The organism is Streptomyces sp. cg35 (assembly GCF_050410835.1).
Classification (GTDB): Bacteria; Actinomycetota; Actinomycetes; order Streptomycetales; family Streptomycetaceae; genus Streptomyces.
The window spans coordinates 8,373,038-8,397,758 of sequence record NZ_CP191268.1 but is presented as its reverse complement, the minus strand read 5'-3'; the positions used below and the strand labels follow the sequence as shown (position 1 = coordinate 8,397,758).

Annotated in this window: 21 protein-coding genes; 7 read left to right on the top strand and 14 right to left on the bottom strand. The window is 71.6% G+C overall.

Going from position 1 to position 24,721, the window contains the following annotated elements:
- Positions 1–33: 33 nt before the first annotated feature.
- Entirely contained in the window at positions 34–1,668 is a 1,635-nt protein-coding gene (locus ACQUQD_RS38725) for a sulfite oxidase (RefSeq protein ID WP_428956908.1), read from the top strand.
- Positions 1,669–1,753: 85 nt separating this feature from the next.
- Here the strand turns inward: ACQUQD_RS38725 and ACQUQD_RS38720 are convergent, their stop codons facing one another.
- The gene (locus ACQUQD_RS38720; protein WP_428956907.1) at positions 1,754–2,335 is read right to left on the bottom strand and encodes a fasciclin domain-containing protein; all 582 of its coding nucleotides are present in this window, start codon (positions 2,333–2,335) and stop codon (positions 1,754–1,756) included.
- A 341-nt stretch (positions 2,336–2,676) separates the two neighbouring features.
- On the opposite strand from ACQUQD_RS38720, the gene ACQUQD_RS38715 reads away from it, so the two are divergent.
- Positions 2,677–3,327: a fasciclin domain-containing protein gene (locus ACQUQD_RS38715; RefSeq protein WP_428956906.1), complete on the top strand. Its 651-nt coding sequence runs from the start codon at positions 2,677–2,679 to the stop codon at positions 3,325–3,327.
- 86 nt (positions 3,328–3,413) lie between these two features.
- Here ACQUQD_RS38715 and ACQUQD_RS38710 read toward each other — a convergent pair whose 3' ends face one another.
- The 4 genes from ACQUQD_RS38710 to ACQUQD_RS38695 are packed head-to-tail and all read right to left on the bottom strand — an operon-like array spanning position 3,414 to position 8,698.
- Positions 3,414–4,736, bottom strand: coding sequence for a cytosine permease (locus ACQUQD_RS38710; protein WP_428956905.1), 1,323 nt, complete (start codon positions 4,734–4,736; stop codon positions 3,414–3,416).
- A 37-nt stretch (positions 4,737–4,773) separates the two neighbouring features.
- A complete protein-coding gene (locus ACQUQD_RS38705; protein WP_428956904.1) occupies positions 4,774–6,225 on the bottom strand; it encodes a DUF1116 domain-containing protein in 1,452 nt (483 codons plus the stop codon).
- A 2-nt stretch (positions 6,226–6,227) separates the two neighbouring features.
- Positions 6,228–7,772: an acyl-CoA synthetase FdrA gene (gene fdrA / locus ACQUQD_RS38700; protein ID WP_428956903.1), complete on the bottom strand. Its 1,545-nt coding sequence runs from the start codon at positions 7,770–7,772 to the stop codon at positions 6,228–6,230.
- Positions 7,769–8,698 carry a DUF2877 domain-containing protein gene (locus ACQUQD_RS38695; protein WP_428956902.1) on the bottom strand — a complete coding sequence of 310 codons (930 nt, stop codon included), beginning with the start codon at positions 8,696–8,698 and terminating at the stop codon, positions 7,769–7,771. The genes fdrA and ACQUQD_RS38695 overlap by 4 nt, the downstream gene beginning before the upstream one ends.
- A 117-nt stretch (positions 8,699–8,815) precedes the next feature.
- Between ACQUQD_RS38695 and ACQUQD_RS38690 the strand changes: the two genes are divergently transcribed.
- Complete coding sequence (locus ACQUQD_RS38690) at positions 8,816–9,751, top strand: carbamate kinase (protein ID WP_428956901.1); 936 nt, start codon at positions 8,816–8,818, stop codon at positions 9,749–9,751.
- Positions 9,752–9,857: 106 nt separating this feature from the next.
- A complete protein-coding gene (locus tag ACQUQD_RS38685) occupies positions 9,858–11,135 on the top strand; it encodes an MFS transporter (RefSeq protein ID WP_428956900.1) in 1,278 nt (425 codons plus the stop codon).
- A gap of 18 nt (positions 11,136–11,153) precedes the next feature.
- Here the strand turns inward: ACQUQD_RS38685 and ACQUQD_RS38680 are convergent, their stop codons facing one another.
- Positions 11,154–11,810 carry a GntR family transcriptional regulator gene (locus tag ACQUQD_RS38680; RefSeq protein WP_428956899.1) on the bottom strand — a complete coding sequence of 219 codons (657 nt, stop codon included), beginning with the start codon at positions 11,808–11,810 and terminating at the stop codon, positions 11,154–11,156.
- A 334-nt stretch (positions 11,811–12,144) separates the two neighbouring features.
- Between ACQUQD_RS38680 and ACQUQD_RS38675 the strand changes: the two genes are divergently transcribed.
- The 3 genes from ACQUQD_RS38675 to ACQUQD_RS38665 are packed head-to-tail and all read left to right on the top strand — an operon-like array spanning position 12,145 to position 15,548.
- Complete coding sequence (locus ACQUQD_RS38675) at positions 12,145–13,617, top strand: chlorohydrolase family protein (RefSeq protein WP_428956898.1); 1,473 nt, start codon at positions 12,145–12,147, stop codon at positions 13,615–13,617.
- Between the two features lie 23 nt (positions 13,618–13,640).
- A complete protein-coding gene (locus ACQUQD_RS38670; RefSeq protein ID WP_428957761.1) occupies positions 13,641–14,285 on the top strand; it encodes a GntR family transcriptional regulator in 645 nt (214 codons plus the stop codon).
- Positions 14,286–14,339: 54 nt separating this feature from the next.
- Positions 14,340–15,548 carry an amidohydrolase gene (locus ACQUQD_RS38665; protein ID WP_428956897.1) on the top strand — a complete coding sequence of 403 codons (1,209 nt, stop codon included), beginning with the start codon at positions 14,340–14,342 and terminating at the stop codon, positions 15,546–15,548.
- A gap of 86 nt (positions 15,549–15,634) precedes the next feature.
- Here ACQUQD_RS38665 and ACQUQD_RS38660 read toward each other — a convergent pair whose 3' ends face one another.
- The 8 genes from ACQUQD_RS38660 to ACQUQD_RS38625 all read right to left on the bottom strand — a co-directional run bounded on the left by ACQUQD_RS38660 (position 15,635) and on the right by ACQUQD_RS38625 (position 24,717).
- Positions 15,635–16,657: an ABC transporter ATP-binding protein gene (locus tag ACQUQD_RS38660; protein ID WP_428956896.1), complete on the bottom strand. Its 1,023-nt coding sequence runs from the start codon at positions 16,655–16,657 to the stop codon at positions 15,635–15,637.
- On the bottom strand, positions 16,654–17,691 hold the full coding sequence (locus ACQUQD_RS38655) for an ABC transporter ATP-binding protein (RefSeq protein ID WP_428956895.1): 1,038 nt from the start codon (positions 17,689–17,691) through the stop codon (positions 16,654–16,656). Before ACQUQD_RS38655 ends, ACQUQD_RS38660 begins: the two co-directional genes overlap by 4 nt.
- Positions 17,688–18,584, bottom strand: a complete 897-nt coding sequence (locus ACQUQD_RS38650; protein ID WP_428956894.1) for an ABC transporter permease — start codon at positions 18,582–18,584, stop codon at positions 17,688–17,690. Before ACQUQD_RS38650 ends, ACQUQD_RS38655 begins: the two co-directional genes overlap by 4 nt.
- Entirely contained in the window at positions 18,581–19,555 is a 975-nt protein-coding gene (locus ACQUQD_RS38645; protein WP_428956893.1) for an ABC transporter permease, read from the bottom strand. Before ACQUQD_RS38645 ends, ACQUQD_RS38650 begins: the two co-directional genes overlap by 4 nt.
- Complete coding sequence (locus tag ACQUQD_RS38640) at positions 19,552–21,168, bottom strand: ABC transporter substrate-binding protein (protein ID WP_428956892.1); 1,617 nt, start codon at positions 21,166–21,168, stop codon at positions 19,552–19,554. Before ACQUQD_RS38640 ends, ACQUQD_RS38645 begins: the two co-directional genes overlap by 4 nt.
- A gap of 219 nt (positions 21,169–21,387) precedes the next feature.
- Entirely contained in the window at positions 21,388–23,205 is a 1,818-nt protein-coding gene (locus ACQUQD_RS38635; RefSeq protein ID WP_428956891.1) for a glycoside hydrolase family 2 protein, read from the bottom strand.
- A 56-nt stretch (positions 23,206–23,261) separates the two neighbouring features.
- Positions 23,262–23,876, bottom strand: coding sequence for a hypothetical protein (locus ACQUQD_RS38630; protein WP_428956890.1), 615 nt, complete (start codon positions 23,874–23,876; stop codon positions 23,262–23,264).
- Between the two features lie 4 nt (positions 23,877–23,880).
- On the bottom strand, positions 23,881–24,717 hold the full coding sequence (locus ACQUQD_RS38625; protein ID WP_428956889.1) for a carbohydrate ABC transporter permease: 837 nt from the start codon (positions 24,715–24,717) through the stop codon (positions 23,881–23,883).
- Between the last annotated feature and the right edge of the window lie 4 nt (positions 24,718–24,721).

The following is a 24,721-nucleotide window of genomic DNA, read 5'->3' as shown; positions in this document are numbered from 1 at the left end:
ATCCGAGCGGGCGACGGGGACGGATTCCTGAGCATGGACGACGCAACGCAGCAGCCGCCTCGCGGCATCAAACGTCTGTCGCTGGGCGCACTGAGCGGCCTGCTCGCCGGTTATGCGGCGATCGCCGTCGCCGAGTTGGTCGCCGCGGCGGTCAGGCCCGAATCGGGGCCGGTCGTCGCGGTCGGCGGCGCGGCGATCGACCGCACTCCGCCCGCGGTCAAGGACTGGGCGATCCGCCAGTTCGGCACGAACGACAAACTCGTGCTGCAGCTCGGCATCCTCGCCGTGCTGACCGTGCTGGCCCTCGCGCTGGGCATGCTGGCCACCCGATGGCGGCTGCTCGGTTCGCTCGGGGTGCTGGCGTTCGGTGTCGTCGGCGCGCTGGCGGCGGTGAGCCGGCCGGACTCGACGAGCTTCACCGACGCTCTGCCGTCCGTCGTCGGTGCCGCGGCCGGCGCCGCGCTCCTGTACTGGCTGACCGGACGCCTCGGTCCGGTAGGCGGCGCCGCCGGGACCCTCGCGCGCGAGGACCGCGACGACAACGCTCCTGAGGGCGATCCCGGCGCCGACGGGTCGGGCTGGGACCGGCGGGGCTTCATCATCGCCGCCACGGCCGCCGCCGCCGCGTCGACCGGCGCGGGGTTCGCCGGCCGGGCCCTGAGCGGTTCCCGGGGGCAGGGCGCGGTCGCTTCGCGCAAGGGTGTCGTGCTGCCCGCTCCGGCGTCGACGGCCGCGCCCGTCCCCCGCGGCGCCGCGCTGCGGATCGACGGGATCAGCCCGTTCATGACCCCGAACGGCGACTTCTACCGGGTCGACACCGCCCTGACCGTGCCGAAGGTCGACGCCACCAGCTGGCGGCTGCGCATCCACGGCAAGGGCGTCGAGCGGGAACTGACCCTGTCGTTCGACGACCTTCTGAAGATGCCGCTCGTCGAGCGGAACATCACGTTGACCTGTGTCTCCAACGAGGTGGGCGGCCCGTACGTCGGCAATGCCCGCTGGATCGGCGTCCGGCTGGCCGATCTGCTGGAGCGGTGCGGGGTGAAACCGCCGTCCAAGGGCGGGCCCGCCGACCAGCTGGTGGCCCGCTCGGTGGACGGCATGACGATCGGCAGCCCCGTCGAGGACGTGATGGACGGCCGGGACGCGCTGCTCGCCGTCGGGATGAACGGGCAGCCGCTGCCGTTCGAGCACGGCTTTCCGGTGCGGATGGTCGTACCCGGCCTGTACGGATATGTGTCGGCCTGCAAGTGGATCCAGGACATCGAGCTGACGACGTTCGACGACTACGACTCGTACTGGGTCAAGCGGGACTGGGCGCAGCGCGCCCCCATCAAGACCGAGTCGCGGATCGACACGCCGAAGCCGTTCGGCCGCCCGAAGGCCGGGAACGTCATGGTGGCCGGGGTCGCCTGGGCGCAGCACCGCGGCATCGACAAGGTCGAGGTCCGCGTGGACGACGGCCCCTGGGAGGAGGCCCGCCTCGCCGCCGAGGACACCCGGGACACCTGGCGTCAGTGGTCGTACGCCTGGCAGGCCACGAAGGGCGGCCACACGCTGACCGTACGGGCCACCGACCGCACCGGCGAGACCCAGACGGAGAAGCGCACCCCGCCGATCCCCGACGGAGCCTCGGGGTGGCATTCCGTGGTGGTCACCGTCGACTGACCCCGGCGACTCCCGGAACCGCGCTCGGGGCGGGCACAGCGGCTGCTGTGCCCGCCCCGACGGGGATGCGGCCCGCTCGCGCGGGTCAGCTCTTGGGCATGAGGACGGTGTCGATGATGTAGACGTTGGCGTTGGCGGTCTTCACGTTGCCGCAGACCACGTTCGCACTGTCGTTGACCTTGTACTTCTCGCCGGAACCGGACGTGGTGAGCATGCTGCCCTCCAGCGTCTTGAAGTTGCCGTCCGAGAGCTTGTCCGGCGTGACCTTCTCGCCCACCACGTGGTACGTGAGGATCTTGGTGAGCTGGGCCTTGTCGTTGAGGACCTTGTCCAGGTCGGCCTTCGGGATCTTGGCGAACGCCTCATTGTTCGGGGCGAACACCGTGATGTCCTTGGCGTTGTTCAGCGTGTCGACCAGGCCCGCCTTCTTCACCGCCGTGACCAGGGTGGACAGGTCGGGGTTGTGGGACGCGGCCGTCGCCACCGGATCCTTCGCCATGCCGTCGAAGGAGCCCGCGCCGTCCTTGGGCACGGACGAGCAGGCCGGACCGAACGGCCCGTCCATGTCGTCGGCCGAGGCCATCGGCGCCAGCGCCAGCATGGAGAACGGCAGAGCGAGCGCCGCCGCCCCCACCATGAGCCGGGTGCTTGCACGGTGAGCGGTCATGATCAACCCTCCTCGTCGGCGGGCACCATTGCCCACCGGTCCCCGAGCGGGTGCGGACCGCCTGGGTCGGCAGTTCTCTGCGCACCCTCACATGGGGAATACGTCGCGACCCTTTGCGCGGATTGCCCCGATTCAAGAAATTTACCCCCGCTTCTTCGCACGCTTCGGTGCACACCCGTTCGCCGGATACCTCGCGACGGCTGATCCAGCGCCGATGACCAGGGGAATCACGGCCGATCGTCACTCATCCGGGGGACACACCAATCCGCGTACCGATCAGTTCCGGATTCCCCGCGATGAAGGCAGATCGCCTTTGTGAGCCACCTAGTTGAGGAGTTGCCATGCGGAACCGAATCCGTCGCATCGCCGTCGCCGCCACCGTCAGCGCCGTCCTGCCGCTGGCCCTGACCGCCTGCTCCGACAGCGACTCCAAGGACAAGGCCTCCGACACCGCGTCCTCGGCCGCCTCCAAGGGCTCCGACATGGCCAGCCCCTCCGACGACACGAACGCGATGAGCGAGCCCTTCGGCCCCGCGTGTTCCTCCGTGCCCAAGGACGGCGCGGGCTCCTTCGACGGCATGGCCAAGGACCCCGTCGCCACCGCCGCGTCCAACAACCCGGCGCTGTCGACCCTCGTCACCGCGGTGAAGAAGGCCGGCCTCGTCGACACCCTGAACAACGCCAAGAACATCACCGTCTTCGCGCCCACCAACGACGCCTTCGCCAAGATCCCCAAGGCCGACCTGGACAAGGTCCTCAACGACAAGGCCCAGCTCACCAAGATCCTCACCTACCACGTCGTGGGCCAGAAGCTCGCCCCCAAGGACCTGGAGAACGGCTCCTTCGACACCCTCGAGAAGTCCAAGCTCACCACCGCCGGCTCCGGCGAGAACTACAAGGTCAACGACACCGCCAACGTCGTCTGCGGCAACGTCAAGACTGCCAACGCCAACGTCTACATCATCGACACCGTCCTCATGCCCAAGAGCTGACACCGCACCACGGCACGACGGGAGGAGGCCGGACGCCACCGAGGACGTCCGGCCTCCCGCCGTTTCCGTGCAGGTCACGTCCTGCGCTACGCCGTGCCCCGGGAGGCGCCCCGCTCGAGGACGGCGTACGCGAGCACGGCGACGACCAGCCCGGTGACCGCGTCGGAGAGCTGCGGGGCGAACCAGTGGGCCGCTCCCGCGCCCGCCGCTCCGATCGCCCACGCCCCGAAGGCCGTGGGACGGATCGCCACCGTGGGCCGGGCGTCCATCGCGCGGCGGCCGCCCCGGGCGAAGAACTGGTCGGCGATCAGCACACCGCCGAGCGGCGGGACGAAGACACTGAGGATGACCAGCCAGTCCAGGAAGTGATTCCAGACTCCGGCGAGCGCCGCCGCCGTCCCGATGAGACCGAGCACGATCGTCATCAGCCGCATGGTCCGGCCCGTCAGATGGGACCAGCCCAGGGCGCCGTTGTAGAGGCAATGGCTGCACACGGAGCCGAGGTTGACGAAGACGAAGACGGCGGCCAGGACGTTCAGGACCCCCGAGTTCTCGCCCGTGAGGATCGGCAGGAAGTCGCCGCCCGTGACGGCCGGTGCGGCGATGGCACCCGCCGCGACCACCAGGCCGCCCGTGACCTGGGCGACCACGCTGGCGACCGGGAACGCGCTGATGGTCGCGAGCACCGCCTGGCGGCCGTTCCTGGACCAGCGGGTGAAGTCGGCGGTCATGGTGCCGGAGTCGGCGAACGTCGCCATGACCAGGGAGACCGCGGCTCCGAAGGTGAGCGTGGCGTCACCGCCCACGCCTTCGTAGGAGAAGACGGCGCCGAGGTCGTGGTCCTTCGCCACGATCACCAGGGCGGCGACGCCCGCGACGATGAACAGCGGCGCGGCGACCGCGCCCAGCCAGGACAGTGCCCTGATCCCGAGATAGGTCAGGGCTATGAAGCCCAACCCGGCCAGGACGGCGACGAGTTGCTCGTGCCAGCCGAAGGCCTGGTGCAGGGTCGCGCCGGTGGCGCCGGTGTTGAACGCGAACCAGCCGACCACGATGGTGGCGAGGAACGCGGAGGCGACGACGTAGCCGGTGCGGCCGAAGGTGCGCGTGGCCTGGAGGGAGAAGCTCTCGCCGGTGGAACCGGCGCGGTGACTGAGGATCCCCACGTACAGGAGCATGACGAGGTTGGCCGCGGCGATCGCGGCGAGCCCCCGCCAGAAGCCCAGCATGGCGACGACCACGCCGCCGGGGACGGCGTTGGTCAGGATCATCGGGAATCCGAACCAGACGGCCGAGACCGTCAGCAGCGACTTGCGGCTCTCCGCCGGGACCGGGCTGTGCTCGTACTCGGGGTCGAGCTCCCGGGCCGTGGCAGGATCCGGCTGCGCGGCGGTGTGTGGAGTGTTCATCGTGTGGTGTGGGCTTCCGGGTGGGCGCTCGCGCGCGTCAGGCGGGAGAGTCGGTGAACGCGTCCGCGAGGGCGGTGGCCGCCTTCGTGAAGGCCTCGGCGGGCGGGTGGGTGATGCCGGCGCCGATCATGCCGATGCCGGCTTCCTTGTGGGCGATGGCCGTGTTGATGACCGGCAGGATCCCGGTGTCGAGGACCTTGCGGACGTCGATGCCCGTGGGCAGGCCCTGGAAGTCGAGGGACGGGATGGTCACGTTCGTGTTCTGCGTCGTGGTGATCTCGCCCATGTCGCGGGTGTACCCCAGGGCCTCCTGCACGGTGCCGCCGACCAGGGCGACGATGGCGGGGGCCGCCGACATGGCGAAGCCGCCGAAGCCGTACGTCTCGGTGATCGCGCTGTCGCCGATGTCGAGGCCGGAGTCCTCCGGCTTGAACCCGGCGAACATCGGGCCGACGACCTGCTGGGCGGGGCCGGTGAACCACTGTCCCGGCAGCCCGCTCACGCGGATGCCGAACTCGACGCCGTTGCGGGCCATCGCGGTGACGACCGTGGAGTGCTCGATGCCGTGCGCGGCGTCGAGGGCGGCCTTCGCCATGACCATCCAGGTCGGGCCGGAGAAGTAGTCCGAGCTGGCGATGAAGTCGAGGACCTCCTTCTTCTGCTCCGTGGTGAACGACGTCTGGAGCAGGGAGGCGCTCAGCGCCTGGGCGAGCAGCAGCGTGCCCGCGTTGTTGCGGTTGTGGCACTCGTCGCCCATGTGCAGGGCCTGCGAGAGCATCAGGCGCAGGTCGATCGGGCCGCCGATCTCCATGGCCTCCTTGAGCATGGGGCCGAGGACGTCGCGCATCCAGTTCAGGCGGGTGATGACGCTGTCGTCGTTGGCGCCCATCCGCAGGATCTTGGCCATCTGCTCGGACAGGTTGGTGAAGGCGACGTTGCCGTGCGTCGCGTTCCTCACGATGTGCATGTACATCGACGCGGAGGTCACACCGGCCATCGAGCCGACGCAGTCGGCCTCGTGGCAGGGCTTGAAGGTGATGGCGCCGGAGGCGGCCAGCTCGGCGGCCTCGTCGAGGTTCTCGGCGAGGCCCTCGAAGACGAGGGCGCCGGTGACCGCGCCCTTCATGGCGCCGGCCATCCGCTCCCAGGTGATGGGCGGCCCGGAGTGCAGGATGGTGGTCGGCGTCATGCCCGGTACGACGTCGAGGGCTCGGCCGTAGCCGGTCAGCATCGGGCGGGCGGCGGTGATCCGTTCCACGGCCTGCGCGTTGGCGGCCTCGATGCGGGCGGCGAGGGCGGGCGCGTCGAGGGCGTCGAGGGCGCGGACGGCCTCGGGGCTGCCGCCGCCGGGCGGCGTCCAGTCCAGGGTGGTGACCTGCGCGCCCTGGGCGGCGATGTCGGCGTCGAACATGGCGAGTCCGACGTTGACCACGTTCAGGTCGCTGCCGAAGAGGGCGCCTGCGGGGGTGGTTGCTTCGGGGGTGCTCATGACTACTTGGCCTTCCGGGCGATCTCGCGGGCGAACCGGCCCGTCTCGGTGCTGCTGCGGGTGACGGTGACTCCGGCGGCCCGCAGAGCCGCGCTCTGGTCGGCGACGGAGGGGGTGTCCAGGTCGGTGCCGAGGACGTACGCGACGATCTCCAGGTGGCGGCCGGCCTCGGCGGCGATCCGCTGCGCCTCTTCGATGGCGGGCAGGGTGGTGCCGACCGGGTCCTCATGGGCGCCGAAGCCGAGCACGAAGTCCATGACGATCGCGGCGACCTCGGGGTCACCGGCCTCCTGGACGAGCCGCTCGAGGCGCAGCGCCGGGTCGATCATCGGGTGGGGGCGGCCGTTGGTGAAGTCGTCGTCGCCGAAGTCGAGGAAGGTGTGGCCGGTGCTGGGGCCGGCGGCGGTCAGCCGGCGGGCCGGGTCCTTCTGGATGTTGCTGAAGATCTCGACGCCCGCGTCCTGGACCGCGTACATCGTCTCGTCGCAGAGCGTGCCGCCGCAGAAGAGGCCTCGGACGTAGCGCTGGCCCGGCGCGAGGCGGTCCGTCACCTCCGCCGCTGCGGCCTCGGCGTCGAACTCCTCGGTGGCGGGCTGCTCGACGTCGGCGAGCCGGACGGCTTGGCGGGCCGCGTCGAGGCTGCTGCCGGCGAAGTGCCCGCCGGCGGCCTCGACCGCGTCCTGGGAGCCGCCGATGAAGTAGACGACGACGGGCTTGCCCGCGGCGGCGACCTCGGCGAGGACCTTCTTCTCCACCGACGGCGCCGGGGGCTTGGAGACGAGGACGATGACGTCGGTGGCCGGGTCGGCGGCGAGGGCGCGGATGCCGTCGGTCATCATGATGCCGCCGACCTCCTCGCTCAGGTCGCGGCCGCCGGTGCCGATGAGCTGCGAGATGCCGCCGCCGAGGGCGTGGACCCGGACGCTGACCTCCTGCGAGCCGGTGCCGGAGGCGGCGACGAGACCGATGCTGCCGGGCCGCACCTTGTTGCCGAAGCACAGGGCGACGTTGTTGATGATGGCGGTGCCGCAGTCCGGGCCCATCATGAACAGGCCCTTTTCGTGGGCGAGTTGCTTGAGGGCGACCTCGTCCTCGACGGGCACGTTGTCGCTGAACAGCATCACGTGCAGGCCGCTTTCGAGGGCCTTGCGGGCCTCGCGTGCGGCGTAGGCGCCGTTGACCGCGATGACGGCGAGGTTCGCGCCTTCGATGGCCTCGGCGGCGCCGGTGACGGTCCGGTGGGTGACCGCGCCGGCCTGTGCGGAGGCGGGCGCCTTGCGCTGGAGCAGGTCCTCGACCTGCTCCAGCAGGGCCTGGGCGTCGGCGTCCTCGGCGGTGACGAGGACGATCATCAGGTCCCCGTTGCCCGCCGCGCGCAGCTCGTCGGTGAGCAGGCCGAGGTTGTCCAGGACCCCCTTGTTCATCTCGGTGCCCATGGCGGTGAACGCCTGGTCCACCCCGTCCAGGCCGTTGGCCCTGGTCGAGACGGACATCAGGGACACGGAGTCGTAGTACGTGTTCTTCCGTACGACTGCTGTGGTGCTCACAGCGAACCTCGCAGTTCTTCTTCCAGGTGGAGCCCGGCCGCCAGGCCGGACAGGGTGTCGCTGCCCGAGGTGTGGCCGATGGCCAGCACCGCGTGGACAGGAACGTGCAGTGCCCGCGGCGACCGGCTCTCGTCGGCCAACTGCCGCAGTACGTCGATGAGTTCGGACCGGACACGACCGCTCGCGGCCTCCGCAAGCGTCGCGAGGGAGAGGTCCGTGGTGCGTCCGGGGTGCTCGTCCAGGGTGTCCCGGAGGGCCGGGAGGAGGGGGGCGAGCCCGCTGCCGGGGAGCGCGGCCAGCAGGGCGAGGCCGGTGAGGAAGTCGTCCCCGGCCGGGGTGAGTCCGGGGCCGAGGCCCAGCAGGGCGAGGATGCCGCGGCGGATCGCGGCGTCGTTCCTGTCGCGCAGGGCTGCGACGAGTGCGGTGCGTCCCTCGTCGAGCGCGGCCGCGACGGCGGCTTCCATGGGGCCGGCGCCCGGGACCGGGCCGAGCATGCCGCCGCGGGGGCCGTGCATCCGGTTCAGGTCGTCGAGGCGGGCGGCGGCGGCCGCGAACCCGCCCGGGGAGAGATGGGCGAGGGAGGGTGCGACGGGTCGCCAGGCGCGGGCGCCCGCGGGCGTCAGGCGCAGAGGGTGGCGCGGGATGTCGAGTTCGAGGCACTGGTCCGTGAACGTCACGCCGTGGCCCGGCACGAGGCCCTGTCCCGCCCAGTTCGCCACGTCCACGACGAGCGCTCTGGGGGCGTCGGCCGCGTCCCGTGCGGTGAGCGCGATCAGTTCGCCGCGCGGGGTGAGCACGTTGACGACGCGGGTGAAGACGGAGTGGACGGTGCCCCGGCCGGTGAGGGCGGTCAGCCGGTCGAGGAGTTCCGCGTCCCCCGAGAGCACGCGCACCTCGCGCGGCGGGACGAGCTCGCCGTGGACCATCCCGCGCCCCTTTCCGCGTCCCGCGCACGCACCGACGGACGACCGATCGGCTCGCCCACATTGGTATACCATTCAGCCTCTCGTAAGCGAACACAAGTACCAGCAAGGGACCTACGCATGCGCATCGTCGTCGCCCTCGGAGGAAACGCTCTCGCTCGGCGCGGGGAGCCCATGACCGCGGACCACCTGCGCGCCAACGTCCGCGGCGCATGCCAGGCGCTGGCCGGGCTGGCCCGTGAGCACGAGGTCGTCATCACGCACGGCAACGGTCCCCAGGTCGGCCTGCTCGCCCTGCAGAACCTGGCCTACCAGGACGTGGCGGCGTACCCGCTGGACATCCTCGGCGCGGAGACGCAGGGCATGATCGGCTACGTCATCCAGCAGGAGCTCTCGAACGCGCTGGTCGGCGAACGCGAGGTGGCGGCCGTCATCACCACGACCGAGGTCGACGAGGCGGACCCGGCCTTCGAGCGTCCGACCAAGCTGATCGGTCCGACCTACTCGGCGCAGGACGCCGCCGAGGCCGCGGCCGAGTACCGCTGGACGATCGCCCGCGACGGCGGGGCGTTCCGGCGCGTGGTCCCCTCCCCCGAGCCGCTCCGCATCATGCAGGCGCCGCTGGTCAGCAATCTGCTGGACCACGGCACGCTCGTGGTCTGCGTCGGCGGCGGCGGCGTTCCGGTGCGCACCGACGCCAAGGGCCGGCAGATCGGCGTGCAGGCCGTGGTGGACAAGGACGCGGCCAGCGCCGCGCTCGCCGCCGGACTGAAGGCCGACATGCTGATCATGCTCACCGACGGCGACTTCGTCAGCGAGAACTGGGGCACCCCCGAACAGCGCGACATCCTCACCGCGTCACCGGAGGGTCTCGCCCGGCTGGCGTTCGCCGAGGGCTCGATGAAACCGAAGGTCGACGCGGCCGTGCGGGTCGCCGAGGCGGGCGGCCGCGCGCTGATCGGCCCCCTGGAGCGCCTGGACGACCTGATGGAGCGGCGGGTCGGCACGGAGATCCGGTCCGACGTGCCGGAGGGCATCGTCTACGTCCAGCAGTGAGGCACGGACGCTACAGGCTATTCGGTATACCAATGGAGAGCCGGTGGCCGTGCTCCGACCGGACGCACCGGCGGGGACACGCGCCCTCCGGGAGAGGAGCAGCACCGTGCCGCGGGAGAACCCGATGGTCGCACCCCCGTCGCCCCCAGCCGTCGGCCGGACGGGGCCGTTCGCCTCGCTCCGTGACAGCCCGGGGTTCCGCGCCCTGTGGGTGTCCAACGTGTTCTTCTTCGGCGGGGCGTGGATCCAGACGATGGTCCTGGGGTGGATCGTCTTCGAGACGACGCGCTCCGAGCTGCTGCTCGCCGTCTTCACCGCGGCGCGCCTCGCGCCCATGCTCCTGGGGCCGTTCGCCGGGGTCCTCTCCGACCGTTACAACCGCGTCCGGCTGCTCACCGTGGCGTGCGTCTGGGCGCTGACCGCGGCGGTCACCGTGTCGGGGCTCGAGTCCCTGACCCAGGTGCCCTACTGGGCCCTGGTGCTGGGCGGTCTCGCCATCGGTCTGGCGCAGTCGCCCTCGCAGCCCTCCCGGTCCGCGCTGGTCCTGCACCTGGTGGGCCGCCGCAATCTGAGCAATGCCAACGCGCTGAACGCGATGGCGATGAACATGACGCAGGTCGTCGGACCCGCGCTCGGCGGCGCCATGATCAGCGCGTTCGGTGCCCCGGCCGCCCTGTGGATCTCCAGCGCCTGGTACGCGGTGTCCCTGCTCGCCCTCTGGCCGCTGCGCCATGCGGACCGCGCCGCCCGGCGCGACGCTCCCGCCGAACCGGTGGTCGCCATGCTCGTCACCGGGCTGCGGACGGTCCTGCGCAGCCGGCTGACCGCGGCCGTCCTCGGTGTCACGCTCGCGGCGAACGTCCTGCTGTGGCCGATCCACCAGGCGTTCATGCCGGTCTTCGCCAAGGAGTCGCTCGGGCTGGACGCCGACGGCCTCGGCTGGCTGCTGACCTGCGGCGGCGTCGGCGGACTCGTCGGCTCCCTGGTGATCGCCGCACTCGGCGACTTCCGTTTCAAGGGGGGCCTGTTCGTGTTCGGGACAGCCGGGTGGGCCACCCTGTGGGCGCTGTTCGCCCTGTCGCATCAGGTCGCGGTCTCGTTCGCGCTGATGGCGGGGATCGGTGTCCTGAGCGCCTCGTTCGGCGTGCTGCAGACGACGCTGCTGCTGATGACGACCGAACCGTCGGTCCAGGGCCGCGCGTTGGGCGTCCAGGAACTGGCCATCGGCGTGATGCCCCTGTCGTCGCTGGGGCTCGGCGCGGCGGCGCAGTACGCGGGGGTGGCCACGACCACCTTCCTCAGCGCACTGCTCCTCGTCGCGTTCCTGGCCGTCCTCGCCCTGCGGATGCCGGGCCTCCCGCGCTACGGCGGAAGCGGCGCCTGACACTCCCCCGCCCGGCGGCTACTGCTCCGCCGTCGCCCTGCGCTGGTGCTCCGCGGCCACGGTCTCGCTGGTCTCCAGGTGCCGTACGGCCAGTTCCTCGACGCGGGCCACGTCCCGCGCCTCGATCGCCCGGTAGAGCTCGCGGTGCTCACCGGCCACGACGGCGAAGTCGTCGTGCTGCCCGAGGAGCCAGCGCATGCGGCTGCGCAGGGTCTCGTTGAGCTCGTCGAGCAGGGCGTTGTCGGCGAGTTCGGTGACGGTCTCGTGGAAGTCGGCGGCGGCCCGGCGGGCCGCCGCGCCGTCCCCCTTGGCGGCGGCCGCCAGCTCGGCGTCGAGGTCCACGCGAAGCTTGGCGAGACCGGCACGCGTGCGGCGCTGAGCGGCGAGCCGGAACGCGAGGACCTCGAGTGCGGACCGGACCTCGCCGAGGTCCGAGATGTCGGAGGCGGTGAACTCCCGGACGACGGCCCAGGTGCGCGGACGCGGCGTCACGAGCCCTTCGTTGACCAGGTCGCGCAGGGCGTCACGGACGGGCAGCCGGCTCACGTCCAGCTCGGCGGCGATCTCGCGCTCGACCAGTTTGCTGCCGGGCGCCCTCGTCCCGTCGATGATCTGGTCACGCAGGGTACGCATGACCCGCTCCGACTCGGGGGTGAATTCCTCAGCGCCTGTCATGCCGTCATTCTCGCATCGCAGGTCGCGAGGGCGATCCGCTCCCTGCCGAGCCGGGTACGGGCGGGGCCCGGTGACGTCGTGACCGTATGCGGAGCGTCGAGATCCGGAGGCGCTCCAGCATCTCGCTTCACGGTATACCGAATGACACAAGGAAGCCCCCTTTCTCATGCGCCAATTACCGCTTAGCCGGACATTCTTACCGACCGAAACCACACGGCGCTCCATCTTGGTATGCCAAATGTTAGGGTCGCATCGGCGCGTGGCCGACGGCCGTACCGCAGCCGATGCCGATGGCCGGGCTCCCGCCCGGCGAGCGACCGCCAGGAGGGCCTTCGTGCGTACCCGTTGGCGTGCCGCCCACGTCCTCGCCCACCAGGACGGGCACCACGTCCTGCTGCGCGACGGCGAGGTGGTCTGGGAGGACGACACGCTCGTCCATGTCGGGCGCGGCTGGACCGGCCCGCTCGACGAGGACCTCGACCTCGGGGACCGCCTGGTCATGCCCGGGCTCATCGATCTCGACGCGCTGGGCGACATCGACCACCTCCTCCTCGACTCCTGGGCCTCGCCCGAGCGGGCCCCGGGACTCCAGTGGTCGCGGGAGTACGCCGCCCGCAGCCGCGACGTGTTCACGCCCGAAGAGCGCTCGGTGATCCGCTTCTACGCCCTGGTGCAACTGGCCCTGCACGGCATCACCACGTACATGCCGATCGCCTCCGAGGTGCACAGCGCATGGGCGGAGACGTTCGACGAGTTCGTCGCCATGGCCGACGCCTCCCGGCGGATCGGGCTGCGCGGCTATCTGGGACCGAGCTACCGCTCCGGAGTGCACGTGGTCCACCCCGACGGACACCGCGACGTCGTGTTCGACGAGGAGCGGGGCCGCGCCGGGCTGCGGGACGCCGAGCGCTTCCTCGACCACGTCGACGACCTCGCCGACCCGCTCGTGCGGGGCGCCCTGCTGCCGTGCCGCATCGAGACGCTCACCCCCGAACTCCTGCGCGCCACCGCCGATCTCGCGACGCGCCGGGACGTCCCGGTGCGCCTGCACTGCCTCCAGGGGACGCTGGAACGCGCGCTCGTGCGCCGCTTCCACGGCTGCACGCCGCTCGAACTCCTGGACCGCGTCGGCCTGTTGGGGACCAGGCTCCTGGTGCCGCACGGCATCGTCATCGACCGCCACCCCTCGGTGCACGGTGAGGACTTCGGCGACCTGGCCACGCTCGCCGCCGCCGGGGTCTCCGTCGTGCACTGCCCGCAGACCTCGCTGCGGTACGGCAGCGTGCTGCACTCCTTCGGCACGTACCGCCGCGCCGGGATCAACCTGTGCCTGGGCACCGACTCGTTCCCGCCGGACCTCGTCCGGGGCATGGACACCGGCGTGCACCTCGCCAAGGTGGTCGACGGACGGGCCGACGCCGCGCCCGCCGAGGCCTACGTCGACGCCGCCACGCTCGGCGGCGCGCGGGCGCTGGGCCGCGACGACCTGGGCCGCCTGGAACCCGGCGCCCGCGCCGACCTCGTCGCGTTCCGGCTCGACGACATCCGCGACGGCGTCCTCGACGATCCCGTGCGGACCCTGCTCCTGAACGGCAGTGCCCGCAGCGCCACGCACTCCGTGGTGAACGGCCGCCCCGTCCTCGTCGACGGAGCGCTGCCCGGCGTCGACACCGAGGCGCTGCGGCGCCGCGCCCAGGCACTCTTCGACACGATGCGGGCGGCCTACGGCGAGCGGGACGTGCTCGGACGCGGCGCCGACGCGCTCTTCCCGCCCACGTTCCCGGCCTTCGAGGAGCCGACCGCGTGAACGAGCAGCACCAGGACGGCGGTATGTCCCACGTCGACCGTGTCGCGCGGACCCTGCGTGCCGCCATCCTGGCGGGCGTCCATCCGCCCGGCGCACGGCTGCGGGAGCGCGACCTGTCCGAGGCGCTCGGGTACTCGCGCGTCCCGGTGCGCGAGGCGCTGTCCCGGCTCGCGGCCGACGGCCTCGTCGAGCTCTCCCCGCGCCGCGGCGCATCGGTGCGCCGGCTCACCCTGCGCGACGTGGACGAACTGTTCGACCTCCGGCTCAGCCTGGAGGTGCTGGCCGCCCGCAGGGCCGCGCAGGTCGCCGCCGCGGGCGGGAGCACCGTACGGCTGCGTCAGCTGATGGAGGCCGCGGAGGACGCCACCCGGCGCGCGGCGGTGCGGGAGATCCCGGCCGCCAACACCGCGCTGCACGCCGAGATCGTGGCCCTCACGGGCAACCGGATGCTGCGGACCACGCTGCAGCCCTCCCTCGGCCTGGTCCAGTGGGTGTTCACGCTCACCGGGGACCGCGACCAGCGCGTGCAGTGCTCCGAGCACCAGGACATCTGCGCGGCGATCCACTCCGGCCTGCCGGACCTCGCCGCCGCCCTCGCGTACACCCACATCGAGAGGGGGCGCGCCCCCTCCCTCGCCACGCTGGCCGACGTGCTGCCGGCCGAGTAGCCCCCCCCTGATCTCCCTTCCTCACCTGTACAGAACGGCAAGGAGTCACCACTCATGCTCATCAGGAACGTCCGCCCCTGGGGCGGCGACAGCTCCGACATCTACGTCCGCGAGGGCCGCATCGCGTCCGTGCTGCCGCACGACCCGGCCCGCGCGGACGACGGGGTGAGCGTCGACGGTCGTGGCCGCCTGGCCATGCCGTCCTTCTCGGACGTCCACTGCCACCTCGACTCCAACCGGATCGGGCTGCCGTTCCGCCCGCACACCGGGACGCCCGGGGTGTGGGGCCTCATGTCGAACGACCGTGAGCACTGGCGCGAGGACCCGCCGGTCGCCGAGCGGGCCACCAACCTGCTGGGCCGCATGATCGAGCGCGGCACGACGCGGGTGCGCAGCTACGCGCAGATCGACGCCGACTGCGGGCTCGAGCGGTTCGAGGGCGTGCTGGCCGCCAAGGAGGCCCACAAGGACCGGGCGGACGTCGAGATCATGGCGTTCCCGCAGGCCGGCCTGCTCCTGGAGAAGGGTGTTCCGGAGCTGATGGACCAGGCGCTGGCCTCCGGCGCCGCGGTCGTCGGCGGCATCGATCCGTGCACCCTCGACCGGGACCCGGTGCGCCACCTCGACATCGTCTTCGACCTCGCCGAGCGCCACCAGGCGCCGGTCGACATCCACCTCCACGAGCCGGGCCACCTGGGCGTGTTCAGCACCGACCTGATCCTGGAGCGCACGCGTGCGCTCGGCATGCAGGGCAAGGTGACGCTGTCGCACGCCTACGAGCTGGGCACCGTCGACGAGGCGACCCGGCGCCGCCTCATCGAGGAGTTCGCGGAGCTGGACGTGTCGATGGCGACCATCGCGCCCGCGCAGCAGTCCCACGCGCTGCCGCTGGCGGACCTCACGCGGGCCGGCGTCCGTGTGGGCCTGGGCGAGGACGGACAGCGCGACTACTGGTCGCCGTACGGCAACGGCGACATGCTCGACCGCACCTGGCAGCTGGCGTTCACCAACCGCTACCGCCCGGACGAGCTGATCGAGCACTGCTGGGCGGTCGCGAGCCGGGGCGGTGCCGCGATCCTCGACCCGTCGCTGGAGCGGCTCACCTCGACCGCGGACCGGCCGGGCGTGGCGGTCGGCGACGCCGCGGATCTCGTCCTGGTGGACGGTGACAGCGTGGCCGCGGCCGTCATGGACCGGGGCACGGACCGCACCGTGATCCACGCGGGCCGGGTCGTCGCGGACCAGCTCCAGCTGGTCGGCTGATCCCCGGGCCGACCGGCCCGACCCGACCCGTGCGAAGGGCCGGACCACCTCGACGGTGGTCCGGCCCTTCGTCTGCGCTCACCGCCTCAGACGCTTGCCGTCTCCTTGGCGTTCGGCGCCGTGCCGTCCTCCGCCACCAGGTGACAGGCCACCTCGCGCGGCGCGCCGCCCGGCTCGGCCGACGGGAGGGTGCGCAGGGCCGGCGCCTCGGTGCGGCAGCGGTCCGTGGCCAGCGGGCAGCGGGTGTGGAAGTGACAGCCCGGCGGCGGGTCCAGCGGACTGGGCAGGTCGCCGCCGAGCACGATGCGGCTGCGGCCGCGCTGCTCCGCGGGGTCCGGGACCGGCGCCGCGGACAGCAGCGCCTGGGTGTACGGATGCTTCGGGTCGGCGAACAGCTCGGCCGCGGGGGCCTGTTCGACGATCCGGCCCAGGTACATCACGGCGATCCGGTCGGCGAGGTACTCGACCGCCGCCAGGTCGTGCGTGATGAACAGGCAGCCGAAGCCCCGCTCGCGCTGGAGGTCCGACAGCAGGTTGAGGACGGAGGCCTGCACGGAGACGTCGAGGGCGGACGTCGGCTCGTCCGCGACCAGCAGGGCGGGTTCGACGGACAGGGCGCGCGCGATGGAGACCCGCTGGCGCTGGCCGCCGGAGAGCTGGTGGGGGTTGCGGTCGGCCAGCTCCGGGCGCAGTCCGACCCGGCGCAGCAGTTCGTCGACGCGCCGCGCCGCCTCCGCCTTGCTCGCCATGCCGTGCAGCCGCATGGGCTCCGCAACGATCTGACGGATCGTCATACGCGGGTTGAGGGACGACGAGGGGTCCTGGAAGACCAGATGGACCTTCTTGCGCAGCGGCCGCATCGCACGGGGCGAGAGCGTCGTGACGTCGGTGCCGTCGAGGACTACCTCGCCGCCGGTCGGCTGGTCGAGGCGGACCACGCAGCGGCCGACGGTCGACTTGCCGCTCCCCGACTCACCGACCAGGCCGACGACCTCGCCGGGGCCGATGGTCAGCGAGACGCCGTCGACGGCGCGGACGGTGCCGGTCGCCGCCGGGAAGTGGCGCCGCAGTGCGCGGACCTCCAGCACCGGGGTGTCCGTGCCGGTCATCGGGTTGCCTCCTCGGACGTGGGCGCCGCCGGGTGGTGGCAGGCGATCTGGTGGGTGCCGGTCAGGGTGCTCAGGAGCGGGCGGCCGGCGCGGCAGTCGTCCTGGGCGAACGCGCAGCGCGGCGCGAAGGAGCAGGCGTCCGGCTGCGTCCGCAGGTCCGGGACGAGACCGGGGATCTCGTTGAGCCGGCTGCGGCCCTCGGCCGTCCGGCTGCCGGGCCGCAGCACGGCACCGAGCAGACCGCGTGCGTACGGGTGGCCGGGCGCGGCGAACAGCTCGTCCACCGAGGCCTGTTCGACGGGACGCCCCGCGTACATCACGAGAACCCGGTCGGCGGTCTCGGCGACGACGCCGAGGTCGTGGGTGATGAGCACGATGGCGGTGCCGAGCCGGTCGCGCAGCGACTTCAGTACGTCGAGGATGCCCGCCTGGACGGTCACGTCGAGGGCGGTGGTGGGCTCGTCGGCGATGAGGACGGCCGGGTCGCAGGCGACCGCGATGGCGATCATCACGCGCTGGCGCATGCCGCCGGAGAGCTGGTGCGGGTACTCGTCGATCCGGCGGTCGGGGGCCGGGATGCCGACCAGGTCGAGGAGTTCGACGGCCCGCGCGCGGGCGTCCTTCTTGCTCAGCTTCTGGTGCCGGACGAGGACTTCGGTGATCTGCCGCCCGATGGTGAGCACCGGGTTCAGGGACGTCATCGGTTCCTGGAAGATCATGGAGAGGCGGCGGCCGCGGAGCGAGCGCAGGGTGCGTTCGCTCGCGCCGACGAGCTCCTCGCCGTCCAGGGTGATGGAGCCGCCGACGCGCGCGGTCGACGGGAGCAGGCCCATGACCGCCATCGACGTGACGGACTTGCCGCAGCCGGACTCGCCGACCACGGCCAGCACCTCGCCGGCCCTCAGGTCGTACGAGACGCCGTCGACGGCGTGGACCGTGGAGTCCGGCCCCTCGAAGGAGACGGTCAGATCACGGACGCTGAGCACGGGCTGCCCCTCGCCCAGGCGGGTCGGGGACGGTTCGGTGAGGGTCACCGGGAGCCTCCACGGGGGTCGAGGATGTCGCGGACGCCGTCGCCGAGCAGGTTGAACGCCAGTGTGGCGAGCACGATGACGATGCCGGGGAAGACCGCCATCCAGGGGGCGTCGGCGATGAACGGCTGGGCGCTGGAGAGCATCACGCCGAGCGACGGGGACGGCGGCTGGACGCCGAGGCCCAGGAAGCTGAGCACCGCCTCACCGATGATCGCGGACGGGACGCCGACGGTCGCCTGCACGATGAGTGCCGAGGTCGCGTTGGGCAGGATGTGGCGGAAGAGGACCGTGCCGTTGCCCGCGCCGTTGGCGACGGCCGCGTCCACGTAGTCGAGATGCTTCAGGCGCAGGGTCTCGGCGCGCGTGATGCGCACGATCGCCGGGATCTGGGAGATGCCGATGGCGATGGTGGCGTTCTTCAGCGACGGGCCGAGCACGGCGGCGAGTCCGACGGCCAGGACCAGGAACGGGAACGCGAGCATGGTGTCGGTGATCCGGGAGACCACCGTGTCGGCGAGGCGTCCGTAGTAGCCGGCGAGCAGGCCCAGTGGTACGGCGACCACGAAGGCCAGCACCACGGCGAGGACGCCGACCTGCATCGACGCGGTCACGCCGACCAGGACCCGGGAGAGCTGGTCGCGCCCCAGGTCGTCGGTGCCCAGCCAGTGCGACCAGCTGGGCGCGGCCAGCACCTGGTCGAAGTCCGGCGCCGCCGGGTCGTAGGGCGTCAGCAGCGACGAGAAGACGGCGACCAGGACGAAGAGTGCCGCGAGGACGGCACCGGTCAGGGCGAGCCGGTTGCGGCGCAGCGTGCGCCAGGCGTCGGCGGCGCGGCCGCGGGGCCGCTCGGCGGGGGCCGCGGGTGTCGCGGCGGCGGTGTCGACGGCCGTCATCGGGAGCCTCCCAGCCGGATGCGCGGGTCGACGACCGAGTAGAGGAGGTCGACCAGCAGGTTGATCAGGATGTACGCGGCCGAGGTGAACAGCACCACGCCCTGCACCATCGCGTAGTCACGGGTGAAGACCGCGTCGATGGTGAGCTTGCCGAAGCCGGGCAGGACGAAGACCTGCTCGGTGACGACGGCTCCGGAGATGAGCTGGCCGAGCTGGAGGCCGAGCACGGTGATGACGGTGACCAGCGAGTTGCGCAGCGCGTGCGAGCCGATGACGGAGCGCTGCGAGAGGCCCTTGGCGCGGGCGGTGCGCACGTAGTCGGAGCTCATCGCGTCGAGCATGGCCGCCCGGGTCTGCCGCATGACGACGGCGGCCAGGCCCGAGCCGAGCACGATCGCGGGCAGGACGAGGCGCCGCAGGTTCTCCATCGGGTCCTGGCCGAACGGCACGAATCCGGAGGCCGCGAAGACCGGTACGGCGATGGCGAGTCCGAGGACGAGGAGCATGCCCAGCCAGAACGTCGGCACGGACATGCCGAGCAGCGCGAGCGCGTTCGCGAGCCACTCCTCGGGGCGCCCACGGCGCACGGCCGCGACGATGCCCGCGCCGATGCCGAGCACGACGGCCAGCAACAGGGCCAGCGCGGCGAGTTCGAGGGTGATGGGCAGGGCGTCGAGGATGGAGTCCAGGACGGGCAGGCCGCTGCGGGCGGAGGTGCCGAGGTCGCCGGTGACGGCGTGGCGTAGGTAGTCCCAGTACTGGACGGCGATGTTGTCGTTGAGCCCGTACTCCTCGCGGATGGCGGCCAGGACCTCCGGGGAGGTCTGCTCGCCGGCGAGCGCCTGGGCGGTGTCACCGGGCATGGCGCGCACGCCCGCGAACACCGTGATGCTGACCAGGACCATGGTGAGCAGGGCCTGTCCGACGCGGCGTCCGGGGTAGGAGGTCAGGAGTCTGCGTGCGGTCGTCATCCCTGGCCACCAGCCTTCACGTAACCGGCTTCCTTGACCCGGATGAGGCCGTCGCCGGACAGCTTGATGCCGCTGACGTCCTGGGAGGCGACGGCGTAGTTGATGTTCCGGTAGAGGTAGATCACCCCGTGCTGGCGGTTGATCGCGGCGGTGAGTTCGCGGTAGATCTCGCGGCGCTTCGCCACGTCCGCCGTGCTGCGTCCGGCCGCGATGAGCCGGTCGATGTCGGGGTCGGAGAGCTTGCCCTGGTTGTTGCTGCCGGTGGTGCCGACGAGGCTGTCGATGTTTCCGGCCGGGTCGGGCTGCCCGCCCCAGCCGCCGGTGCGGGCCTGGAAGTCGCCCGCGAGGGTGCGGGTCAGGCCGGTGGCGAACTCGGTGGGACGCAGCTTCACCGCGAAGCCCGCCTCCTTGGCCATGGACTGGACGACCTGGCCGAGCCGGTTGTCCTCCGGCGTCGTGTTGATCATCAACTCGAGCGGGACGGGCGTCTTCACCCCGGCTTCCTTCAACAGCCGCTCGGCCTTGGCGACATCGCGCTTCGGGCAGGTGACGGGGGTGCTGAGCGGGGTACCCGGCGGGACCGGCGAGCAGGCGGGCTCGTACATGTCCTGGAAGACGACCTTGTTGATCAGCTCGCGGTCCAGCGAGAGGTCGAAGGCCTCACGGACGCGCACGTCGCGGCCGAAGGGGGTGTCGACGCGGCCGGGCTTGTGGTCGATGCCGTCGCTGTTGCCGACGTTGAGGGTGATCGCCATGTAGCCGAGCGAGGGCGTGTTGAGGAGCTGGAGGTCCTTGTCGCCCATGCCGCTGCGCACCTCGACCGGGCCCATCTGGTCGCCGATCTGGACGTCGCCGGAGCGGAGGTTGGCCAGGCGGATGTTGCCGTCGGTGATGGTCTTGTAGACGACGCCGTCGAGGTGGACCTTGTCGGCGTCGTAGTAGAGCGGGTCCTTCTTCAGCTCGATCCGGTCGCCGATCACGCGCTTGTCGTACTTGAACGGTCCGACGCACGACGGGTGAGCGGCGAACTTCTTGCCGTACGTGGCGAGCGCCTTGGGCGACATGATCAGGCCGGCGGTGTTGGCGAGGCGGCCGAGCAGCGGGGTGTCCGCGTGCTTGAGCGTGAGGCGCACGGTGTAGGGGCCGACGGCGTCGACCTTCTCGACCGAGTCGATCTCCGAGGCGCGGCCTGATCCGGCGAGGTGGAGGTGGCGGTCGAGGGAGGTCTTCACCGCCTTGGCGTCGAGCCGGGCGCCGTCGCTGAAGCGGGCGTCGCGGCGCACGTCGAAGGTGAACGTCCGGCCGCCGTTGGTGATCTTCGGCAGGGACGCGGCCAGTTGCGGCACGAAGCGGTTGTGCTGGTCGACGTCGTAGAGCTGCTCGCACATGGAGGTGAAGACGGTTCGCGCGACGAGCGTGCTGGTCAGGCTGGGGTCGAGCATGTCGGGGTCGGACTTGAGCGCGATCACGGCGGTGCCGCCGTCGCGGACGGGTCGCGTGTCGGCGAGCCGGGGCGCCGCGGCGGTCTGTTCACCGGGCGGCGCGAGGGAGCCGCAGCCGGTGACGAACGTCAGCAATGCGGCCGCCGCGAGCACGGCGGGGAGATGACGCACGGGACCACACCTCCTTACACGAGCAGGGGCGCACGCCCGGTCGGGCCGCGCCATTGGGGCGACACGGTATACCGAACCACTGTTTCGCCAGTTGGACAGCGAGGAGGTTCTGTCGCCCTACGCCCCAAATATCGCTACGAAACAGGGGCATTGTCGGCACGCGCGAGGAGGGTGATCGTTACGTCTTCGAGTCTTTGGTATACCGATTGGCGGGCCGGGTCAGTCCGAGCCGAGGGAGCTGGTCCGGGTGAGGATGTCGCGCAGGTCGGCCACCGGGATCTTCGGCAGGCGGTCCGCTGTCAGCAGGCCGTTGATCTCCTGCTCCGTGTCCGTGAACTGGGTGTAGCAGAAGCCCGCGAGACCCGAGTCCACCGCGGCCCGCACCAGGGACTCCAGCCGCGCGGCGAAGTCCTCCTTCGTGGCCACGGTGTCGTAGCCGAACCACTCGGCGCCCTCGGCCGGTTCGAAGGTGGCCCCGCCGAACTCGCTGAGGACCACGGGCTGTCCCTGGTGACGCACACCGTCCAGGAGGAGCCGCTTGGCGCCCGGCCACCGCTCGACGATCTCGCCGCGCCGCCCGGGGCCGCGTGCGTAGCGCTCGCGCAGCACCTCCGCGTGCTGGGTGTAGTCGTGCACGCCCCAGATGTCGGCGGCGGAGATCTCCCAGCCGTCGTTCGAGACCGCCGGGCGCGCGGGGTCGAGGGCCTTGGTCAGGTGGTAGAGGGCGTCCATGAAGTGCCGTTGCTCGGGCACGAGCGCCGGGTTCGGGACGGACCAGGACTCGTTGACCGGCACCCAGGCCACGATCGAGGGGTGGCTCAGGTCCCGGGAGATCGCCTCGGTCCATTCGGCGACCACCCGCTCGACGGTCGTCGTGCCGAACGCGTACGCCGACGGCATCTCCTCCCACAGCATCAGCCCGAGCCGGTCGGCCCAGTAGAGGAAGCGGGGGTCCTCGATCTTCTGGTGGATGCGCAGCCCGTTGAGACCGATGTCCTTGGCCAGTTCGGCGTCGCGGCGCAGCGCGTCGGCGGAGGCCGACAGGTGCGACGCGGGCCAGTAGCCCTGCTGCAACGCGAACCGCAGGAAGTACGGCTTGTGGTTGAGCAGGAAGACGCCGTCGTCCCACCCGATGTCGCGCAGGCCGAGGTAGGAGGCGACACGGTCGACGGCCGTGTCGTCGGCGCCGTCGGCGCTCTCGCTCACGAGGACCGTCGCGTCGACGAGATGCGGATGCTCGGGGCTCCAGAGCAGGTCGTCGAGGTCCTGCCCGTGCCCCAGGGCGGGCACCGCGATGTCGAACGCGGTCTCCTGCAGGTCGGTCAGCAGCCGTTGCTCGGCGAGGACCCGGTCCCCCAGGGTGAGCCGCACCGTCAGGTGCAGCGGTCGCTTCGGCCACGCGGCGAGGCGGACGCGGCACCGGACGCGGGCGTGGGCGACGTCGGGCGTCCAGTGCAGGACGCTCACGTGCTGGTCCGGGACGTCCTCGAGCCACACCGGCTGCCAGATCCCGGAGGTGCGGTGGTACCAGATGACGTGGGGGTCGCGCCGCCAGTCCTGCTTGCCGCGGGGCTGCGCGGCGTCGAGCGGCTGGTCCTCGGTCCGGACCACGAGGACCTGTTCGCCGTCCTCGACGACGGCGTCGGTGAGGTCGCAGGTGAAGCCCGTGTGCCCGCCTGTGTGACGGCCCACCGGGTGTCCGTTCAGCCAGACCTCGGCCCGGTGGTCGACGGCTCCGAAGTGCACCAGCAGGCGTCGGCCCGCGGCCGGCCTCGGCACGGTGATCGTGCGCCGGTACCAGAGCACGGGGTGGAAGTCGGTGTCGCCCACGCCGGAGGCCTCGGACTCGGGCGGGTGGGGCACGGTGATGACGCGGGTGAAGGGTTCGGTGGTGTCCGGGTCCATCCAGCGGCCGGAGCGGCCGCGGTCCGCGTCGTCGTGGGCGAACTGCCACGGACCGCTCAGGTCACGCCAGTCGGGGTCGCGGACCAGCTGCGGCCTCGGGTGACCGGCGGCGTCCAGGTGGCTGTGGGGCATGCGTGAACTCCAGTGGTGTCGTACGTGGTCACGGCGGAAGGAGGGCGCCGTGCGGTTCAGCTCTCCGGCCGGCCCGATGTGGCGCGCAGGTCGACGACGGTGGCGGCGAACGCCAACGGCCCGGGCAGCAGCGGGACCATCAGCGGCATCGACCAGGCAAGGAGCGCCGACAGGAGCACCGCGCCGGCCAGCATGAGGGAGCCGCGCGGATCGGCGGCCGAGCGGAGCAGTCCCTCCCGTGCGGACAGCTGGTGCGGGGCCTCCAGCACGGTCGCGCGCAGTCCCACGACCGAGACGCCGAGGGCGAGCAGGGCCAGGGCGGGTGCCATGACACCGGCTCCGGGCAGCCCGCTGCGCAGCAGTGCGGTGTCGGTCAGCAGGACCACGACGAGCAGCGGCGGGACAAGGCCGACGGCCAGGGCGCGCGCGGACAGTCGTGCGCGCAACTCGCCGACGTGGGCACTGAAACTGATCTGGACACCGGTGCCCGCGGTCCGCCGCAGGCTCGCCGACGCGGCGGCGAACGCGGCCGGCGCCGTGACGACCGGCAGGCAGGCGGCGCTGGTGAGCAGGCCGACGAGCAGCATGTCGGCGAAGAGGCTGAAGCCGGACCCGAAGACCTCGCCGGGTTCCCGGCGCCGCCCGGGCGGTACGGAGGTGGCCTGAGTCATGAGGTCAGCCCTTCAGCCCGGAGGTGGCCATGCCCTGCACCAGATAGCGCTGGAACACGAAGAAGAACAGCACGATCGGCAGGACGGAGATCACCGACATCGCGAACATGGGGCCGTACGCGGAGGTGCTGGACTGGTCGACGAAACTGCGCAGGGCCAGCGTGATGGTGAACTTGTCCGGCGCGAACAGATAGATCATCTGCGTGAAGAAGTCGTTCCACGTCCAGATGAAGGTGAAGATGGCCGTCGTGATCAGCGCGGGCCGGCTGAGCGGCAGCGTGATGGACCAGTAGGTGCGGAAGGCGCCGCAGCCGTCGATGCGGGCTGACTCCTCCAGTTCGCGCGGGAGGCCGCGCATGAACTGGACGATGAGGAAGACGAAGAACGCCTCGGTCGCGAGGAACTTGGGCAGGATCAGCGGCCAGTACGTGTCCACCATGCCGAGCTTGTTGAAGATGATGTACTGCGGGATCAGCACGACATGGTGCGGGAGCATCAGCGTCGCCACCATGAAGGCGAACATCACCTTGCTCATCCGGAAGCGCAGCCGTGCGAAGGCGTACGCGGCCAGCGAGCAGGACAGGACGTTGCCGAGGACGGCGCCGCCCGCGATCAGCAGGCTGTTGCCGAGGAGCCGGGTGACGGAGATGCCCGACACTCCGTCCAGGGCCGTCGTGTAGTTGGACCACTCCAGGTGGCTGGGCCACAGGTCGAGGCTGGTCAGTACCTCGTCGGCCGGCTTGAGGGACGTGGCGAGGAGCCAGACCAGTGGATAGAGCAGGACGAGCAGCGCGACGGCCACGACCGTGTGCGGGAGCCAGCGCTTCATGGCGATGTTCATCGGG